13 protein-coding genes are annotated in these 17,795 nt (G+C 69.3%); 6 read left to right on the top strand and 7 right to left on the bottom strand.

Features of this window, described 5'->3' with window-relative positions; genetic code table 11:
- The first annotated feature begins 56 nt into the window (after positions 1-56).
- The 4 genes from H4N64_RS35850 (at position 57) to H4N64_RS46550 (ending at position 5,676) form a co-directional block, all read left to right on the top strand.
- Complete coding sequence (locus H4N64_RS35850; protein ID WP_186286754.1) at positions 57-1,613, top strand: GMC family oxidoreductase N-terminal domain-containing protein; 1,557 nt, start codon at positions 57-59, stop codon at positions 1,611-1,613.
- Positions 1,614-1,901: 288 nt separating this feature from the next.
- Positions 1,902-3,266 (top strand): cytochrome P450, encoded by a 1,365-nt coding sequence (locus tag H4N64_RS35855; protein WP_186286756.1) that lies wholly within the window; start codon positions 1,902-1,904, stop codon positions 3,264-3,266.
- 436 nt (positions 3,267-3,702) lie between these two features.
- The gene (locus H4N64_RS35860) at positions 3,703-3,930 is read left to right on the top strand and encodes a hypothetical protein (RefSeq protein ID WP_186286758.1); all 228 of its coding nucleotides are present in this window, start codon (positions 3,703-3,705) and stop codon (positions 3,928-3,930) included.
- A 1,557-nt stretch (positions 3,931-5,487) separates the two neighbouring features.
- Positions 5,488-5,676, top strand: coding sequence for a peptidoglycan-binding domain-containing protein (locus H4N64_RS46550; RefSeq protein ID WP_336246895.1), 189 nt, complete (start codon positions 5,488-5,490; stop codon positions 5,674-5,676).
- 582 nt (positions 5,677-6,258) lie between these two features.
- On the opposite strand, the gene H4N64_RS35870 is transcribed toward H4N64_RS46550, so the two are convergent.
- From H4N64_RS35870 to H4N64_RS35890, 5 genes are all read right to left on the bottom strand, one after another.
- Positions 6,259-8,019, bottom strand: a complete 1,761-nt coding sequence (locus H4N64_RS35870; protein ID WP_186286760.1) for an amylo-alpha-1,6-glucosidase — start codon at positions 8,017-8,019, stop codon at positions 6,259-6,261.
- Positions 8,020-8,072: 53 nt separating this feature from the next.
- Complete coding sequence (locus H4N64_RS35875; protein ID WP_186286762.1) at positions 8,073-8,897, bottom strand: carbohydrate ABC transporter permease; 825 nt, start codon at positions 8,895-8,897, stop codon at positions 8,073-8,075.
- Entirely contained in the window at positions 8,894-9,892 is a 999-nt protein-coding gene (locus tag H4N64_RS35880) for a carbohydrate ABC transporter permease (RefSeq protein WP_186286763.1), read from the bottom strand. The genes H4N64_RS35875 and H4N64_RS35880 overlap by 4 nt, the downstream gene beginning before the upstream one ends.
- Positions 9,893-9,912: 20 nt before the next feature.
- The gene (locus H4N64_RS35885; protein ID WP_186286765.1) at positions 9,913-11,160 is read right to left on the bottom strand and encodes a sugar ABC transporter substrate-binding protein; all 1,248 of its coding nucleotides are present in this window, start codon (positions 11,158-11,160) and stop codon (positions 9,913-9,915) included.
- A gap of 175 nt (positions 11,161-11,335) precedes the next feature.
- Positions 11,336-12,367: a substrate-binding domain-containing protein gene (locus H4N64_RS35890; protein ID WP_186286766.1), complete on the bottom strand. Its 1,032-nt coding sequence runs from the start codon at positions 12,365-12,367 to the stop codon at positions 11,336-11,338.
- Positions 12,368-12,692: 325 nt separating this feature from the next.
- Between H4N64_RS35890 and H4N64_RS35895 the strand changes: the two genes are divergently transcribed.
- Positions 12,693-16,346 carry a LamG-like jellyroll fold domain-containing protein gene (locus H4N64_RS35895; protein WP_260860177.1) on the top strand — a complete coding sequence of 1,218 codons (3,654 nt, stop codon included), beginning with the start codon at positions 12,693-12,695 and terminating at the stop codon, positions 16,344-16,346.
- A gap of 158 nt (positions 16,347-16,504) precedes the next feature.
- On the opposite strand, the gene H4N64_RS45860 is transcribed toward H4N64_RS35895, so the two are convergent.
- Together H4N64_RS45860 and H4N64_RS35900 are read right to left on the bottom strand one after the other, a co-directional pair.
- Complete coding sequence (locus H4N64_RS45860) at positions 16,505-16,636, bottom strand: hypothetical protein (protein ID WP_260860178.1); 132 nt, start codon at positions 16,634-16,636, stop codon at positions 16,505-16,507.
- 182 nt (positions 16,637-16,818) lie between these two features.
- Complete coding sequence (locus H4N64_RS35900; protein ID WP_186286768.1) at positions 16,819-17,055, bottom strand: hypothetical protein; 237 nt, start codon at positions 17,053-17,055, stop codon at positions 16,819-16,821.
- Between the two features lie 156 nt (positions 17,056-17,211).
- On the opposite strand from H4N64_RS35900, the gene H4N64_RS35905 reads away from it, so the two are divergent.
- Positions 17,212-17,670 (top strand): carboxymuconolactone decarboxylase family protein, encoded by a 459-nt coding sequence (locus H4N64_RS35905; RefSeq protein WP_186286770.1) that lies wholly within the window; start codon positions 17,212-17,214, stop codon positions 17,668-17,670.
- Positions 17,671-17,795: the final 125 nt, after the last annotated feature.

A 17,795-nucleotide genomic window follows, 5' to 3' on the forward strand; every position in this document is an offset into this window, starting at 1 on the left:
GCCATTACCGCTTGGGTGAAGGGATCGAGCAACCGGGTGGGGCGAAGGGGGCACGGGTGTACGACTACATCATCGTGGGCGCCGGATCGGCCGGGTGCGTGCTGGCGGACCGGCTCACTGAGGACGAGAGCGCGCGCGTTGTGCTGATCGAGGCAGGCCCTGTGGACGATGCCGCGGAAATCCACGTTCCGGCGGCGTTCAGCAAGCTCTTCCAGACGAAGTACGACTGGAGTTACCTCAGCGAGTGTGAACCGGGGCTGGAGGGCCGCCGCCGCTATCTGCCCCGGGGCCGCATGCTCGGCGGCTGCTCCTCGATGAACGCGATGATCTACATACGCGGCAATCGCCGCGACTACGACGCCTGGGCAGCCGGCGGCGCCGACGGTTGGAGCTGGCCGGACGTTCTGCCGTACTTCCTTCGCGCCGAGGACTTCACGGGCGCCACATCACCGTGGCATTCCACCGGCGGGCCGCTCACCGTCAGCGAAGGCCGCTCCCGACATCCGTTGATGGACGCCTATGTGGCGGCGGCACAGGAAGCCGGCCACGCCTACACCAGCGATTTCAACGGCCCCGAACAGGACGGCGTCGGCTACTTCCACCTCACTCAGCGCGATGGTCTGCGCTGCAGCACGGCCGACGCATATCTGCGGCCGGCCCTGTCCCGGCCGAACCTCGAGGTGCTGACCGGCGCCCAGTGCACCCGCGTGCTGCTCGACGGCGACCGTGCGACCGGCGTCGAGGTGGACCGGGACGGCGAACTGCTGTGCCTGCGCGCCGAACGGGAGATCGTGCTGTCGGCCGGTGCCTACAACTCTCCGCAGTTGCTCATGCTCTCCGGCATCGGCCCGGGCGGCGAACTGGCGGCCCGTGGCATCACGCCCCGCGTCGACCTCCCCGTTGGTGAGAACCTGCAGGATCATCCGCATGTCGGTCTGTGCTATCTCACCGACATCGAGTCGCTGTTCACCGCCGAAACGCCGGACAACCTGCGCCTGCTGGAGACCGAGGGCCGCGGTCCGCTCACCTCGAACGTCGGTGAGGCCGGCGGGTTTCACCGTACCCGTGAGGGACTGGACGCCCCCGACATCCAGGTGCACGCCACACCGGTGATGTTCCATGAAGAGGGGATCAGCCCCGTGACCGACCACGCCTTCATGTTCGGTGCGGTCCTGCTCACCCCCACGAGCCGGGGCAAGGTCTCCCTGCGCTCGGCGCTCCCCAGCGCCAAGCCGCACATCCTGCACAACTACCTGACCACCGAAGAGGATCGAGCCACGATGATCCGGGCACTGCGGATGCTGCTCGACATCGCGGACCAGCCCAGCCTGGCCAAGCACCGCCGGGCCGACTGCCACGTACCGCGCTTCACGGACGACGCCGGCCTGCTCGACTTCGCCCGGCGTGAGATGCAGACCCTCTACCATCCGGCGGGCACGTGCTCGATCGGCCCCGTCGTGGATTCCCGGCTCAGGGTGCACGGCGTGAGCGGCCTGCGGGTGGTGGACGCCTCGGTGATGCCCACCGTGGTGCGGGGCAACACCAACGCCCCCACGATCATGATTGCGGAAAAGGCCGCAGACATGATCCGCGGTCTCCCGGCTCCGGCGTGAGGTCGGATGCACCGGCTGTGACGTTTCCATGAGTGTCGTGGTTCTGGCTGCTGGGTGAGCTGCTCTGTGGACGTATTGGGTGAGGAGCATCGAAGGCCGAGCTACATCGTGCTCGCGCGGCGCTGGTCGTATGGGGGGCGATCGGCGTCATCGCCGCCGGGATCCAGCTCTTCCTTCGACGAGCAGGTGGAACCGTTCGTTGTCGCGGCCCAAGCGCCCAAATCCTTCATCCGGATGAAGAGCGCCGACGAGACACCGCGCTCCGACTCGGATCACTAACATCGGATAATGCGCACATCCTCATCGCTGCTGCGGGCCTTTCGTCCCCAAGTCCAAGAGCGTCTCTACGACTTCTACGACGAGCTGCGGAACGCCGACGACCTCTTCTGGGACCGCCACCTGGACGCCTGGATCGCGACCGGATACGCGGTGGTCAGCAGCGCCGCAGGTAACCCGGGGCTGTCCTCGGTGCGCTATCCCGACATCGAGGCCGTCTCCGAGGAACTGCGGCCGCTGGCCCGAGTTCTGAGCCGGCAGATGCTCTACAGCGACGCCCCCGACCACCCCCGGCAGCGGGCCCTGATCAGCAGGGCCTTCACCCCGCGGGCATTAGCGGCACTCCGCGCCCGGATCGTCGAAGCCGTCGACCAGATCATCACCCACGCCGCGCCGACCGGTCGGATGGACATCGTCGCGGACCTCGCCCGCCCCCTGCCCCTCACCATCATCTGCGACCTGCTCGACGTACCGCAGCAGGACCGCCCCGCCCTCGCCGCCTGGTCCGAGCCGATCGCCGAAGCCATCGGCAACTCCCGGCTCGACGCCGACGGCAACCGCGCGGCCTCGCAGAGCATGGCGGACATGCTCGCCTACCTCCGTGAACTCCTCACCCGCCACGACGCCCCGCCGACCCCCCACACCCTGCGCGCCCTGGTGACCGCACAGGCAGAGAAGTCCGACCAGGACTTCGACGAGCTCCTCGCCAACTGCGCTTTGCTCCTGATCGCCGGCCACGAGACGACCACCCACTTCATCGGCAACGCCACACTCGCCCTGCTCCGCCACCCGCACGCGGCCGACCAACTGCGCCGCCGGCCAGATCTGATGCCCGCCGCGGTCGAGGAGCTCCTGCGCTACGACGCCCCAGTACAGCTGATGCTCCGACGGGCGCGGCAGGACCTGGACCTGGCGGGCCGCACCATCGCCGAAGGGCAGACAGTGCTGCTCGTGTGCGGTGCCGCCAACCGGGATCCGGCCGTGTTTCCCGAGCCCCATGTACTGGACTTCGGGAGGGCCGGCGGACGGCACATGTCGTTCGGGAACGGTCCGCACTTCTGCCTCGGCGCGGCGCTGGCCCGGCTGGAGGGCGCGATCGCCCTGGAGGCACTCCTCACCCGGCTCCCCGGCCTGCGCCTCGACGGCCCCACGCCGCAGTGGCAGCGCAGCCTCAACTTCCGCGGGCTGACCCGTCTGGACGTCGCCTTCACCCCGCTCGCGGACGATCACGACAGAGCGACCCAGGACCTGCCCACCGACGGTTCCCCACGCGGCCTCAACCGGGCGACGCATGCCGACGGGTGCCCCGCCCGGCCGACGCCCGACAGGGTCGCGGGCGCTTCACCGCGGCCCGGGGAGGAGTCGACAGCAGTCTGACGGCAACCGGTTGGTCCCAGCCTCACGGTGGCTTGACCGGCCGGGCTCTCTGCCCGGATGCCGAACGGCGCGCCGGCGGTGTTCCTGGCCATGCAACCGTATTCCGTCCGCCCGGGCTCCAACACAGCGATCCGCTCCTGCGAGGGTGTGTTCTGGTGAACCCGTTCGGGCCGGTCGGTGAGTTCCGTCTTGTGGTTCCGGGATGAGCAACTCCGCTGAGGCTGCTGTCCTCACAATCGCCGACCTGCCTGAAGCGATACATGCGGTGCGTACCCTGGGCATGGCAGACATCAGTCAGGGAGGGGGTCGACTTCGAGCGGTGATCAGGTCGCCGGATGCCCTGGCGCCCTGACGGGGCGGCAGCAGCTACATCACCGACCGAACGTTCACGGCACTGCTGGACGGCGCCCGCGGACCGGTATGGGTCAGCGCCTTCGTGCTGCGAACAGTGTCGTACCACCCGGTCGTCCGGGCACTGGCCGCGCACGGTCTGCACACCACCGTCGATGTCTCCCGCACCTATCCGCAGCGCCGCTTCACCGACGAGCGGGATCGGCAGTATGCGATCGCGGCGGTGCGGGCGCTGTTCGGCGACCCTGCCGGGCGCGAGGAGAACGGTCGCTTCCACTGCCTGCACTACGAGTCCCGACCCGAATCACGGTGACGGCCGGGAATGGGATGGGACGGGAAGACAGGGCCGGTCAAGTGCCGCCGGAGTAGAACACCACAGGTCCGGCGGCGGGCTCGAGGCCGCCGACCGAATCTGGCCTCACCGCGCGCAGCCGACGTCCAGCACTTCGCTCACGTCGCCAGCCGCAGGTGGTGCTCGACCGTGCGGTTCGGCAGGTTCAGCCGGGCCGCGATGTCCATGCCATGGCGAGCTCCCAGCAGGCGGAGTTGGCGTCGCCTGGGTCGGCGGAAGGAACGATCAGCACGGGCAGACAGGAGTTGCCGCCTGGATGCCTGGATATCCGTGCCGCTCGGCCGCCGCTGCCACGCGTGCGGCCGGCAACGCGGAACAGTGCGAAGGGGCCGGCAGCCGCCCGTATGTCCTATCGGCGAGCGTACTCCGAGCGGAGAGATGCGGCTGTCAGCCGCGGGGATTGAGACAACGTCATACGGACTGCGTATCGCTTCACAAGGAGCCGTGAGCCCCCTGGCGGCCCGGCTCCCCAACACGCGACAACGACCCAACACTCCTGGCATACGGGCCGGTTCACAGATCGCTGGTGTGATCGGCCCGGAATCCTCGGAGGTTGGTCGAGGAGGACTGCCGATGGGATTCAACGACGCCGAACCGCTCCGAGCCCGCACGTCGGGGCGTGACCCCGCGCAAGAAGTCCAGGACTCCTTTCAGACGATTCTGGACACGCTGGATGCCGCACGCGCCGACCTGAACGCGATGGAGGAGGAGTATCGGCGGACCTCACACCCGCCAAGCCGGCCGCCGTCCTTCGATCGCCACAGCGAAGCAGGCGGGAACGGCGGCTCCGCTCATCCCACCCCGCCGCCGTACCGACGGACACAGGGCGTGGGGCCTCGACCTGAGCTGGTTCCGGCCCCTCCGCAAGGCCTCTTACCGTCCGTCGCGGACCCGCCGCACCGCGGTCGCGTGCACCGGGCCCCGCAGGATGCCGCGGTCGGGCCGCTGTGGTCACGCGGTATGCGACGGGAGGCAGTCCCGCCACCAGAGGCGGCAAAGCCTCCCGTCACGAGCGACGCAGGCCCGACGTGTCCCGAGCCGTCGGCCGCCTTCCCGCCCTCGGCCACTTCCCCGGACGGCGCGCGCTGCACGACCGACCCACCTGCGGGCACCCCCCGCTCGGCCGACCACCAAGGCTCGGCTTCGTCAGCGGATCGCCTCGTCGCCCCGCCCTCCCTGGCGCCACAGCACCCCAAATCCGTTCGCACGGATGAGCCGAAGGGAAGCCGAGGACATCGGCGCGTCACCGACCGGCGACAAACCCGTGTGGCCGGAGTCTTCGGACTGGGTGTCGTGAGCGGATTGATCGTTGCCTCTTCGCTGCTCGGCAACGGGAATTCCGCACCGGCGGTGCCACCCGCCTCACTGGGACAGCCGGACCTGCCACTGCCTGAGACGCCCGCACCCGCAGTCCCGGCCCCGCCTTCCGGGCAACCGGGCCGGCCGACGCCCGGCAATACCTCTCTCCCCGAGATCCCGGGCACCGGGGTACTGCGCCACGGCGACAGTGGCCATGGGGTGTACGAGTTGCAGGTACGTCTGCTCCAGATTCCGCACGCCTACCCGGGCGGAGCCATCAACGGCCGCTTCGACACCAAGGTGCAACAGGCCGTCGCCCGATTCCAGGAGCGGTACGGCATTCGCGGGGACGAGACCGGCGTCTACGGCGACAACACCCGCCACGCCCTCATGCTGCGCACGAAGTAGTCGCCAACAGCCCTGCGTCGAAAGCCAGGCAAGTCCTGGGCGGACCCGCTGCGCGACTGTGCCCGCCGTGGGATGCGTGCCCCGGTCCGCCGGCGGCTGGCGCAGCACTCGGGTGTCCACCCGGCGTTTACGCTCCTCCTCGTAGGAGCGGCCTACCTGGTCGCAGACCCGTCCAGGTAGGCCGAGGTGAGGTGGACGGGGGCGATGCTCAACGCCCAGGCCACAGTCGGGGTTCGCCGCCCCGCCCAGTGCATGATGCCGGAAGCCCGGCCGGGGGTTCTTGAACCGGAGCAGCCCGGCCTCGGGCAGCGGGTTGACCGCGATGACGCGGGCGCCCCGCCGCTTGGCCTTCACATGTTGGAACAGTCCGGCGGGTTGTTGGTGCCCAGGCCGCGGACGAAGAGCTGGTAGAGGAACGCGGGCTCGTTGCCGATGCTCCGGCTCGGGCCAGGCACAGCCGGGGCAGTCGAAGCCCTCTCACCGCAGCGAGACGCGGCGTACTCCTTCGGGGCTCGATCCTCATAGGGGCGTCGCCGGGGTCCTCAACAGGTATGCACAACAGCAGCGCGATACGCAACGCATCTAAGAAAGTCCGGCCGACGACCTCCTGTCAAGGGAACGGCCCACGTGCGCTTCGGCGAGGAGGAGGTAGCTGCCGGCGGTCCAGGTGTAGGCGCGGTCGCGCAGGCCCTTCCCCGTCAGGGCGTCGAAGTTCTCGGCGAAGCCGTGGGTCTCGCACAAGGTGCGGAAACGGGCGCTGATCTCGTCCGCGAGCCGGACATGTCCACTGCGGCGCAGTCCGTCCTCGATGAGGACCGTGGCGGGAGCCCAGATGGGGCCGCGCCAGTAGCCGTCGGCGAGGTAGTGCGGCGAGGTCGGCAGCTCGGTGGCCAGGCCGTACGAGGTCAGATGGGCCTCGATGCGGTCGGCCAGCACGCCGCTGATCTCGTCCGGCAGGTGCTCGCCCAGCACTATGGGCATCAGGTCGAGGAGGCTGGACGTGTGCCAGGTGTCGCCGCTTTCCACTCCCCGGGCGATGAACCGGTCACCTGTCCAGAGCTGGTCGAGCATCGCCGCCTGGGTCGCCTCGGCGGCACGCGTCCACCGATCCGCGTCGTCCGGTCTGTTCAAGTGACGTGCCAGGTCGGCGAGTTCGCGAAGCTGGAGGGTGAGGAAGGCAGCCAGGTCGGCGGTGACGACCACACGTTCGGGGTCGAAGGTGGTGGCGTTGTCCCAGCCGCTGTCGTTGCCGTGCTCGTAGTGGGGCAGATCGGCGCCGGGTGCGCGCCGGGGCGTGAGCCAGAAGTCGGTCCAGCGTTCCAGCCTGTCGTACGTCTCGGCCAGTTCCGCCGGACCCGGAGGCGTGGTCAGCCTGCGGCGCAGATGACCGAACGCCCAGCCATGGATAGGGGGTTTGACGAAGTTCCGCAGGACCTCGGAGTGGGTGACCGAGTCGGGCAGGGCCCCGGTCTCGTCCTGGTGGTCGAAGGGCAGGTGGTACTGGTCCCAGGCCAGTTCGGGGCAACCGGGGGCCAGGGCGAGGGCGTTGAAGCAGTGGTCCCAGCTCCAGACCTTGTCCATCCAGTGCTTGGACATCAACACGGCGGGCCGGGTGACCAGCCCCGCCGGGCGAACGGTCGCGGACCACAGGACGTGGGCGGCGAGTTCGGCCGCGGGGGTAGCGGACGAGCGCCAGGGGGCCACAGTGTCGACGAAGTCCGCGAAGGCGTTCTGCGCGGCCTCGACGATCTTGCCGAAGACGGCCGTCGGCGCGTACGGCGGACGGGCGGTGTCGATCTCCTCGACCGCGATCTCCCAGGAACCGTCCCTGTCGGCGGCGAGGGCGAGACCGCGGTCGGCGCCGCCAAGAGCCTGGCTGCCGCACACGTCCGTCACCGTGCCGGAGAGCACTGTGACGCGGTAGCGGTGTCCGGTCTCGTACGAGGTGAACACATAGGCGTCGGCGGCCGCGTCGTGGAAGAAGTAGGTGCCGCTGAACGGGGTCAGCTCCGGGGCCGCCGCGCGGACCCGCAGCGACAGCCCCGCACCACGCAGCCGTACCGTGTCCGGCGACTCGTAGGCGAGGTCGACTTGGCCGGTCGCGCCGATCCAGCTGAGCAGGCTCGGTGTCGCCTCCACGCGGGTCTCAGCCCGCTCGCCCGTCGTGGTGTCGAGCGGCACGAGGCGGAGGACGGCGTGCATGCCGTTCCGGTGCGAGACGAGGTGGAGATCCTCGGCGTATGTCTTCTCCGCCACCACGGGCGAGATGTCGAACCAGGATCCGTGCGTGCTGAACGGGATGTCGTTGACGGAGAAGGCCGGGCCGGGAAGGGCGGCGGTCATGAAAGGACGACTCGTTTCTCCGAGCACGGGGACTCGGACAGGGGGAAGGGAACTCAGTCCTTGACGGCACCGGCGGTCACACCGGCGGCGACGTAGCGCTGGGCGAGGACGAGGATGAGCGCGGCGGGCAGCGAGGCCACGACGGCGGTGGCCATGATGGCGTTCCATTCCTGGTTGTTGTTGCCGATGTAGTGGTAGATGCCGAGCGTGATCGGCTCGTGGGCGCCGCCGCCCGCGAGCGTGCTGGCGAAGACGAAGTCGGACCAGGACCAGAGGAACGCGAACAGGGACACCGTGACGACGGCGTTGCGGCTCATCGGCAGGACGATCGACCAGAAGGTGCGCAGCGGCCCGGCGCCGTCCGTCTTCGCGGCCTGGAGCAGTTCGCCGGGGATGCCGGACATGAACGCGGTGAAGATGAGGACGGCGAAGGGGACGGCCAGGGTGGAGTCGGCGACGATCAGGCCGGGGACGGTCTGGAGGAGGCCGAGTTGGAGGTAGATGGCGTAGAAGCCCATCGCCATGATGATGCCGGGGATCATCTGGGCGGCCAGGAGGACGAAGCCGAGGGCGCCGCCGCCCCGCGGGCGCAGTTTGGCCAGCGCGTAGCCGGCGGGGGCGGACAGGGCCACGGTCAGGACGACGGTGCCCAGTCCGATGACGAGGCTGGTGCCGAGGTAGGGCAACTGCTCGTCGAGGACCGTGCGATAGCCGGCCAGGGTGCCGTTCAGGGGGAGCAGGTCGGGTGGGCTCTTGCGCATGTCCTGGTCGCGGGTGAAGGACACGTTCAGCATCCAGTAGACCGGGAAGAGCATGATCCCGGTCAGCAGCAGGCCGATGGCCGTCTTTCCCCAGGTGCGCTTGCCGTTTCGGTTCATGACAGTGCCTGCTTTCGCTGGACCCGGACGTAGATCAGGCCGAAGACCAGGGCGGCGATCACGAGCAGGTTGCCGACGGCCGCGCCCGGGCCGAAAGCGGGCAGGAGGTTGCCGAAGCCGAGCTGGTAGGACCAGGTGGCGAAGGTCGTGGACGAGTCGGCCGGGCCGCCCCTGGTCATGATCCAGATGATGTCGAAGACCTTGAGCGTGTAGACCAGCCCCAGGAGCAGGGTGATCGCGGACACCGGGCGCAGCAGCGGGAAGGTGATGCGCCAGAAGCGCTGCCAGGCGTTCGCACCGTCGAGGGCGGCGGCCTCGTACAGGCCCGCCGGGACGGACTGCAGGCCGCTGTAGAGCACGACCAGGTTGAACGGTACGCCGATCCAGATGTTGGCGATGATCACCGAGGTCAGCGACCAGGACGGCGAGGTCAGCCAGTTCACCGGGTCGATGCCGACGGCGCCCAACAGGGCGTTGACGATGCCCGATTCACTGTTGAGCATCCATGACCAGGTGGAGGCCGACACGATCAGCGGCAGCAGCCAGGGCACCAGGAACAGGGCCCGCAGGGTGGCGGAGAGCCGGAAGTGCTGGTTGAAGAAGACCGCGAGGGCCAGGCCGATGGCGTACTGGAAGGCCAGGCACACGGCGGTGAACACCACGGTGTGGAGCAGGGCGGGGGCGAAGGTCGGATCGTCGAAGACGGTGCGGTAGTTCTCCAGGCCCGTGAAGGGCGCGTCGCCCTGGACGAAGGAACGGACGGTGTAGTTGCGCAGGCTCAGGTCGATGTTGCGGTAGAGCGGATAGGCGTAGAAGAGGGCGAGGTAGAGGGTGACCGGGGCGAGGAAGGCCCAGGCGGCCCTCCCCCAGGCTTCGCCCGGGGGGACCCCCAGCTGGGAGCTGGGGCGGCGGCGTGCCCGGGGCGGTGCGGCGGGGGCCGCACCACCGTGGCCCGGCACGGGTCGGCGGTGCGGCGCTTGTGTCGTGTGGCTCATCAACGGGCCCCGGGGTGCGCTCACTTGACGGCGGACTGGGCGGCGGTCAGGGCGTCCTGCGGCGACTGGGAGCCGCTGAGGGCGGACTGGACGGCCTTCCACATCTGCTCGGAGATCCTCGGGTACTTGGTGCCCAGGTCGTCGCTGGTGCGGCCCCTGGCCGCCTTGACCGCGTCGACCCAGGGCTTCAACTCGGCGTCGGCGGCCACCTGCTTGTCCTGGACCTCGGTGGTGGGGGCCACGTAGGACAGCGTGGTGTCGGTGTCGTAGAGGTTCTCGGTGCTGGTCAGGCAGGACACCAGCTTCTGGGTGATGGCGTAGCGGCCGGTGTCGCCCTGGACCGGGACGGTGACGAACTCGCCGCCGGTCGGGGCCGCGGCGTTGGCTCCGTCGGCGCCGGGTATGGGCAGGACGCCGTAGTCGAAGCCGGCCTTCTCGGCGTTCGCGAGCTGCCAGGTGCCGTTCTCGGCGAAGGCGTAGTCGCCGCTCGCGAACTCCTGCCAACTGGTGGTCTGGGTGTTGTTGATGACCGAGTTGGGGGCGTACCCCTGGTCCAGCCAGTCCTTCCACAGGGACAGCGCGGAGACGGCCTGCGTCGAGTCGAGTTCGGTCAGCTTCGCGCCCGCGCCCCAGAACCACGGCAGGAACTGGAAGCTGCCCTCCTCGGTGCCGATCGCGGAGAAGGTGATGCCCTTCTTGCCGGCCTTCTTCACCTTCTCCAGCGCCGCCGTCAGCGACGTCCAGTCCTTGATCGAGGCTATGTCCACGCCGGCTTCCTTCAGCACCGCCTTGTTGTAGTAGAGGGCGAGGGTGTTGGCGCCGATCGGCGTGCCGTAGGTCTTCCCGCCCGACTGGCCGGCCGCGAGCAGGTTGGGCTCCGCCTTCGAGGTGTCCAGCTTGTTGTCGTCCGTCGTGGTGAGCACGCCCGCCTCGGCGAGGGTCGACACCACCGGGTTGTCGACGATGAGGACGTCCGCGGAGTTGTCCTGCTGCGCCGCCAGCAACGCCTTGTTGGACAGGTCGCTGGTGTCGAACGCGGTCCGCTTGATCTTCACGCCGGCCTCGGTGCCGCACTGGTCCAGCAGCTTCGCCCAGGCCGAGCTCTTGTCGAACTGCGGGTACGGGTCCCAGATGGTGTACGTCCCGCTGTCCGCCGCGTTCGACCCGGCGCCGTCCGAGCCGGAGCCGCAGGCGGTGGCGGTGGTGGTGACGGCCAGGGCGGTCAGGGCTGCGGCGGTCAGACGGCGCCGCCTGGAGGAGCTGTTCATCGCGGTTCCTTCGGTTTTGGGCATGCGGGTGCCGAGGCTGTGGGTGCCGAGGCTGTGGGTGCCGAGGCTGTGGGTGCCGAGGCTGTGGGTGCCGAGGAGAAGCGGGCACGGCTGACGGCGCCGTCGAGCGGTTCGAGCGTGCGGCGGCGCGAGGAGGAGGCTTGTGTGGGAGTGGTCAGGCAGTCGTATCGGCCCGCGTGGCTCCTGCGGGACCGGTACTGGCCCGCAGGGAGATGGGCGGCGTGAGCAGGTGGTGGCGAGGTGGCGTGTCAGGGTGGTCAAGCCGCTCCACCAGCAGCTCGACGGCGAGCCGGCCCATGTCGGCCGCCGGCACGTCCGCCGCGGTGAGCTGCGGGGTCACCGTCTCCGCCCAGCGGCTCGCCACCACTCCGGTGACGGAGAAGTCGCGCGGTACATGGCGGCCCGCCTTGGCGAGCCCCCGGTAAATGCCGCCCAGGGCGGCCTCGTTCAGGGTGACCAGGGCCGTGGTGGCCGGGTCGTCGTGCAGGATCCGTTCCACACAGGTCTGGCCCGAGGCGGCGTCGTCCCCGCAGCAGTACGTCCGGACCGTAAGCCCGCGCTCGGCCGCGGCCTTCGTGAAGCCGTCCAGGCCGCGCTGCGCGGACTCGTAGCCGGACCGCAGCAGTTGCTCGGGCCGGTTGACGAAGGCGACCCGGCGGTGGCCGAGGTCCGCGAGGTGGTGGACACACGCCGCCGCCAGAGCGGTGTGGTCCAGGCCGACCCACCAGGCGCCCTCCGGACGGGCGGTGCGGCCGATGGCGACGGAGGGGAAGTCCAGGGCGGCCAGGTGGTCGGCCCGGTCGTCCTCCAGCCTGATCTCCATCAGGATCGCGCCGTCGACCCGCCGCTCCCCGAGCAGGCGCTGGAAGGAACGGTCGCTGTCCATGCCGCTGGGGGACAGCAGCACGTCGTAGTCGTAGGCCGCGGCGGCCTCCACCACGCTGCCGATGAAGTCCAGTTGCATGCCCGTGTAGTGGTTCCCGGCCGGTGGGAACACCAGGCCGATCGTGCTGGTGCGTCCGTTGGCCAGGGCGCGGGCGCTGGCGCTGGGCCGGTAGCCCAGTTCGTCGACGACCTGCTGGATCTTCCGGCGTGTGTCGTCCGAGACCGGGCGCTTGCCGCTCAGCGCGTAGGACACGGTGCTCCGCGAGACACCGGCCCGCCGGGCGATCTCACCGATGTTCACGGCGACTCCTTGCTCGTTGCTCGAACCGGTTCGACGGCTGGATGTGCTGACCGGCTATCGAACCGGTTCGCGTGAAGTGACGGTAGGAACCGCCCGAACGCCTGTCAACACCCCTGACCACACTCGCGCAATCCCGTTGTGGGCCCGGAAGTTGCGCGGGTCGGAGGGATTGATGGCCGGGTTGCCCGATGCTAGCTTCACCGAACCGGTTCGATGAGGTGATCCTTCCGGCGACCGTGAGCCCGATCCGCACATCCCCCGAAGCCGGGCTCAGGAGATCGAACCGGTTCGAGTTGCTGTTACTCAAGGATTGAGGACGCAATCCATGTCATCCCCTGACAGATCATCCCGGCGCCGCGCCCCGGCCGCCCTGGCCCTGGCACTCGGCGCGGGCCTGCTGGCCGCACCCGCCGCCCCCGCACAGGCGGCCGAGGCGCCCCGGCCTGCCGCCCGCTACACCTTCGACCAGGACGACCTCGCCTCCGGCCGGATCGCCGACAGTTCCGGCAACGGCCTGACGGCGACGCTGGTGAACGGCTCCACCGCCCAGTCCGTCGCCGGCCCGGACGGAGGCAAGGCGCTGGCCCTGCCCGGCGGGATGCCCACCTCCGACGGCGCGTACGTGCGCCTGCCCCGCGAAGTCGTCGGCGACGCAACCGACTTGACGGTCTCCACCCGCGTGAAGTGGAGCGGCGACAAGTCGCCCTGGCAGCGGATCTTCGATCTGGGCACAAACACCACCAAGTACCTGTTCAGCACCCCGTACAGTGGGGGCGGCCTGTTCCAGACCTCCGTGACCACCGGCGGAGGCGGCGCGGAGGCCCAGGTCCGCGGCTACGCGATGCTTCCCGCGGACGAGTGGCGGACGGTCACTGTCACCCTCGACACCACCGCAGGCCGGCTCACCACCTACCTCGACGGCGTGGCGGTCTCCTCCGCCGCGACCGGCATCAAGGCCAAGGAGCTGCTGGACGGTTCGGCCACGGCGGCCGGCTACATCGGCAAGTCCTTCTGGCCGGACCCGCTGCTCAAGGGCGCGATCGACGACTTCACCGTGTGGCACGCGGCGCTGAGCGCCGAGCAAGTGGCCGGTACGGTCGGCACCGTGCCGACAGTTCAGGATCTCTCGAAGACGACCTTCGCGGTGCGTACGACGACCGGGACCGCCCCGTCCCTCCCGGCCGCCGTCCGCTCCTCCTTCTCCGACGGCTACGACCGCGACACACCGATCACCTGGGACGCCGTACCGTCCGAGAAGTACGCCCGGCCGGGCACCTTCACGGTGGCGGGCACGGCGGCCGGGCGCGCGGTGCAGGCGACCGTCACCGTGGTCCGCGAGGGGCAGCTCACCGTCGATCTCGGCTCGAACACCGGCGCGTTCCACGGCGGCGCCTCCGGCACCCTCTACGGCGTGTACGGACCGGACGTCCCCACCAACAACCTCATCGAGGGCATGGGCCTGCGCACGGTCTCCACCAAGGCGCAGGACGGTCCGCAGCACCCCGGTGCCGACGCGCTGGAGGTGGTGAAGCCGCTGGCCGACTCCGCCAACGGCGACGTCTACATCTACATGACCGACATCCACCGCGGCTTCCCGTACCAGTGGCCGGGCGACAGCCCCGAGGAGAAGCTCAAGCTCTACAAGGAGAAGATCGCGGCTCAGGTCGACCAGGTCCTGAAGCTGCCCGAGGAGTACCAGGACAACATCGTCTTCGTGCCGTTCAACGAGCCCGAGGGCAACATGTTCGGCACCGGCGAATGGAGCTACGACAAGGTCAGCTGGCTGAGCGACCCGGACGACTACTTCGCCGCCTGGGACGACGCCTACCAGCTCATCAAGGGCAAGATGCCCGACGCCCGCATCGCCGGCCCCAACACCAGCGTCCTGTACGACCAGGTGAAGGGCTTCCTCACCCACGCCCTGGCCGCCGGCACCCTCCCGGACGTCATCACCTGGCACGAGCTGAGCCACCCGGAGGCGGTGCGCGAGAGCGTCGCCAAGTACCGAGCTTGGGAGAAGGACCTCTTCAAGGACACCGACCGTGCGGGCACCCAACTCCCCATCAACATCAACGAGTACGCCTTCAACTACCACACCTCGGTCCCCGGCCAGATGATCCAGTGGGTGTCCGCGATCGAGGAGTCCAAGGTGGACGCCGACATCGCGTACTGGAACATCGACGGCAACCTCTCCGACTCCGCGGTGCAGTCGAACCGCGGCAACGGCCAGTGGTGGCTCCTGAACGCGTACGCCTCGATGAGCGGTCACACGGTCAAGGTGGCTCCGCCGTTCCCCGGCGAGAACTACACCATGCAGGGCGTGGCCACGCTGGACGAGAAGAAGAAGCAGGCCCGGCTGATCTTCGGCGGGTCCACCGGCAAGGGCCACATCACCTTCGACAACGTCCCGAAGAAGCTCTTCGGGGACCGCGCGCACGCCTGGGTGCGGGAGATCGAGTGGAGCGGGCAGGTCGGCGACAACTCCGGCCCGAAGCTGCTCACGGAGACGAACCTCAAGGTCGATGACGACGGCACGGTGGTCGTCGACTTCGGCGACGGCGAGCTGCCGACGCTCAAGGAGTCCTCGGCGTACGAGATCGTCCTCAGCCCGGCCGGGAAGGCGAAGGGCACGCAAGCCCCGCCGGTGCGCTGGCAGGGTTCGTACCAGGCGGAGGACGCCGCCCACACCGGCTCCGGCTACACGAAGAACGGTCCGGAGGGCTCGCCGCGCGACGTGTCGAAGTTCTACACCTCCGGCGGATACAACGTCGGCGGTCTGCGCACCGGTTCGGACCTCACGCTCGACTTCACCGTGGACGTGCCCGAGGACGGCACCTACGACCTGAGCGTCTTCGCCAACTCCCTGAACACCTACGACCGGGTGAAGGAGCAGGGCCCGACCAACGTCTTCCTGCGCGTGGACGGCAAGGCGGACAGCGAGCAGGAACTGCACCTGCCGCTCGCCTACAAATGGGTGGTGTGGGACCACACCGACACCAAGGTCCAGCTCACCAAGGGCAAGCACACCCTGACGCTCGCCGCGAAGAGCCTCGACGGCAAGCGCGCCACCACCGGAGACGCGATCGTCGACCGCCTCACTCTGTCCCTGCCGGAGGCTTCGGCCGACACCCAGGTGTACGAGGGTGAGCTGGCCTGGCCGGCCGGCGGGGCGCAGCCCGTCTACGAGCTGCCGAAGCAGCCGGCCACGGGATCGGGCGCGGTCCAGCTCAGGAAGGGCCAGACAGCGACGTTCTGGGTCTACTCCCCCGCCGACCGCGAGGCCACCCTCAAGGTCGACACCCTCGACGGCACGGGTGCCCGGCTCTCCGTCAACGGGCACGACGTCCTGCGCCTGTCGCAGGGCAAGCGCAGCGTGGCGGTCTCCCTCTCCGGCGGCGTCAACAAGGTGACGCTGACCGGAGGTTCGTCCACGACGCTCGTCGACCGCCTCACGGTCACGCCCGCTCAGGGCGCACTCCCGACGCGTACATACGAGGCACAGGACGCGAAGCTCGCGGGCTCGGCCACGCTCACCCCGCTGTCCCTCGCCACCGACGGCACAGCGATCACCGGCATCGGCGGCGACCCCGGGAACGGCAACACCGCGACCTTCACCGTCTCCGCGGACGGGGCCGGCCTGTACGCGCTGCGCATCCGCTACTCCAACCCCGAACAGTCGGAGGCCACCCACTACAACCCGGACCCACTCGCCCGCCACGCCGACATCAGCGTCAACGGCGGCGAGATGCGGCGCGTCAGCTTCCCGCACAGCTTCCACCAGAACAACTTCTGGGAACTGACCGTGCCGGTCCACCTCAAGAAGGGACAGAACACCATCGCCTTCCGCTCCGAGGAACTGCCGAACTTCGACGGCACGACCTACGTCTCGGACACCTTCCCCGGCGTACTGTTGCGCTCCCGCCACGCACCGCTGATCGACCGGATCACCGTCGCGCCCTACGCGCGCGAGGTGCGCTGACCCGGGCGCTGATTGCTCGACGCAAGCAGATGCGGCGAAACACGACGGCGGCGCCACGAAGGGTGTGGCGCCGCCGGACGGTGGAGGACGGTTCGCGGTGCGTCAGCGCGCGCAGATCACGTAGATCGTGCCGCTGCCCGCCCCGCCGCTCGGCGTCCTCAGGTCGGCCTTCCAGCCGAGGCAGGGCCCCCGCCGCCGTCGGCCTGGGTCGAGGTGACCACGATCAGCGCGAGGAGGGCGGAAACAGCGGCCGCGAGGGCATAGGCGGTCCGTCGGACAGTTGCGTTCATGTGGAGCTTCCCTTCGACGTGTTGTCCCTCCGGTGGTCGAGCCGTCCGGAAGGATGTCGGTGCCTTCACTCTCCCGAAGCGGCCGCCCTCACCACATCAGTGCCAGTACGGCAGTCGCTCTCCGTGCGGGCACGGATAGCCAGCGGCTCACGACAGCCGTGGGCGGCTCGTCCCCGCCGTGGTCACCCGTCGCCGCACGGCACCGGTGGGTCCGCTGCGGGAACCGACTCCTTGAGTGCGCGGATGCGCTGTGCCTTGAGCGCTTCGAGGCGCGGCACGGTGTCGTCGACGTGGCCACCTGACGTCGTACAACCCATACCGTCGTTGGCGAGGTCGTACGAGATCTCTCCGGGCCGCAAATTGCCGCGGTGGGCGTCGGTGATGGTCCGGCGGACCGCCAGGTCCGGTCGCTTGACCATCGAGGTGAGGATGACCTCCCGCACTCCGGCGCCGCGGTGCGGAGCCGGTCACGGTGGGACTCGAAGGCATCGACCACGATCGGGTCCGCGGGACCCGTCATAGGGATGACGCGCGCAGGCGCGGCAGGGTAACCCGATGAGGGAGAGCACTCCCCCATGGAAAACCGGCTCAAGGACAAGAACACGAACAACCCCGATGTGTGGACCGCGATCCGGCACCTCCAGAAGGCGATCGCCGCCGGGGGCGTCGACCCGACGCTGCTCGCGCTGGTCCACCTGCGCGCCGGCCAGATCAACAGCTGCTCGGCGTGTGTCCACGCCAGTGTCGCCGGTGGGAAGAAGGCCGGTGACACCGACGAGCGGCTGCACAACGTCGCGGCGTGGCGCGAGGCGCCGTTCTACACCGGCGCGGAACGCGCGGCACTGGCGCTGGCCGAGGCCGCCACCCGGTTGCAGGACGGTGCGCCGGGCGTCACGGACGAGATCTGGGCAGAGGTCAACGCCCACTTCACAGAGGCGCAGATCGGCGCGATCAACCTGGAGATCGCGCTGACCAACTTCTTCAACCGGATCAACCGCACCATCAAGGAACCGGCCGGCAGGACCTGGGGCTGAGCCCAGGGCGGCACTCCACCGAGGCTTCCCCGACCGTCACGTGATCGGCATCCCTTGCCTCCCACTCCTCGGCACCGTAGGCTCGCGAGCCATACCGACCGGCTGGTATGTTGCATATCCATCTC

The sequence above is a fragment of the Streptomyces cupreus genome (assembly GCF_014257025.1).
Lineage (GTDB): Bacteria > Actinomycetota > Actinomycetes > Streptomycetales > Streptomycetaceae > Streptomyces > Streptomyces cupreus.

Bases quoted from the DNA above. Each gene is read 5' to 3' on its own strand.
- H4N64_RS35895 (WP_260860177.1), top strand. From the start codon at position 12,693: ATGTCATCCCCTGACAGATCATCCCGGCGCCGCGCCCCGGCCGCCCTG.
- H4N64_RS35900 (WP_186286768.1), bottom strand. From the start codon at position 17,055: ATGGTCAAGCGACCGGACCTGGCGGTCCGCCGGACCATCACCGACGCC.
- H4N64_RS35885 (WP_186286765.1), bottom strand. From the start codon at position 11,160: ATGAACAGCTCCTCCAGGCGGCGCCGTCTGACCGCCGCAGCCCTGACC.
- H4N64_RS35855 (WP_186286756.1), top strand. From the start codon at position 1,902: ATGCGCACATCCTCATCGCTGCTGCGGGCCTTTCGTCCCCAAGTCCAA.
- H4N64_RS45860 (WP_260860178.1), bottom strand. From the start codon at position 16,636: ATGAACGCAACTGTCCGACGGACCGCCTATGCCCTCGCGGCCGCTGTT.
- H4N64_RS35880 (WP_186286763.1), bottom strand. From the start codon at position 9,892: ATGAGCCACACGACACAAGCGCCGCACCGCCGACCCGTGCCGGGCCAC.
- H4N64_RS35870 (WP_186286760.1), bottom strand. From the start codon at position 8,019: ATGACCGCCGCCCTTCCCGGCCCGGCCTTCTCCGTCAACGACATCCCG.
- H4N64_RS35905 (WP_186286770.1), top strand. From the start codon at position 17,212: ATGGAAAACCGGCTCAAGGACAAGAACACGAACAACCCCGATGTGTGG.
- H4N64_RS35875 (WP_186286762.1), bottom strand. From the start codon at position 8,897: ATGAACCGAAACGGCAAGCGCACCTGGGGAAAGACGGCCATCGGCCTG.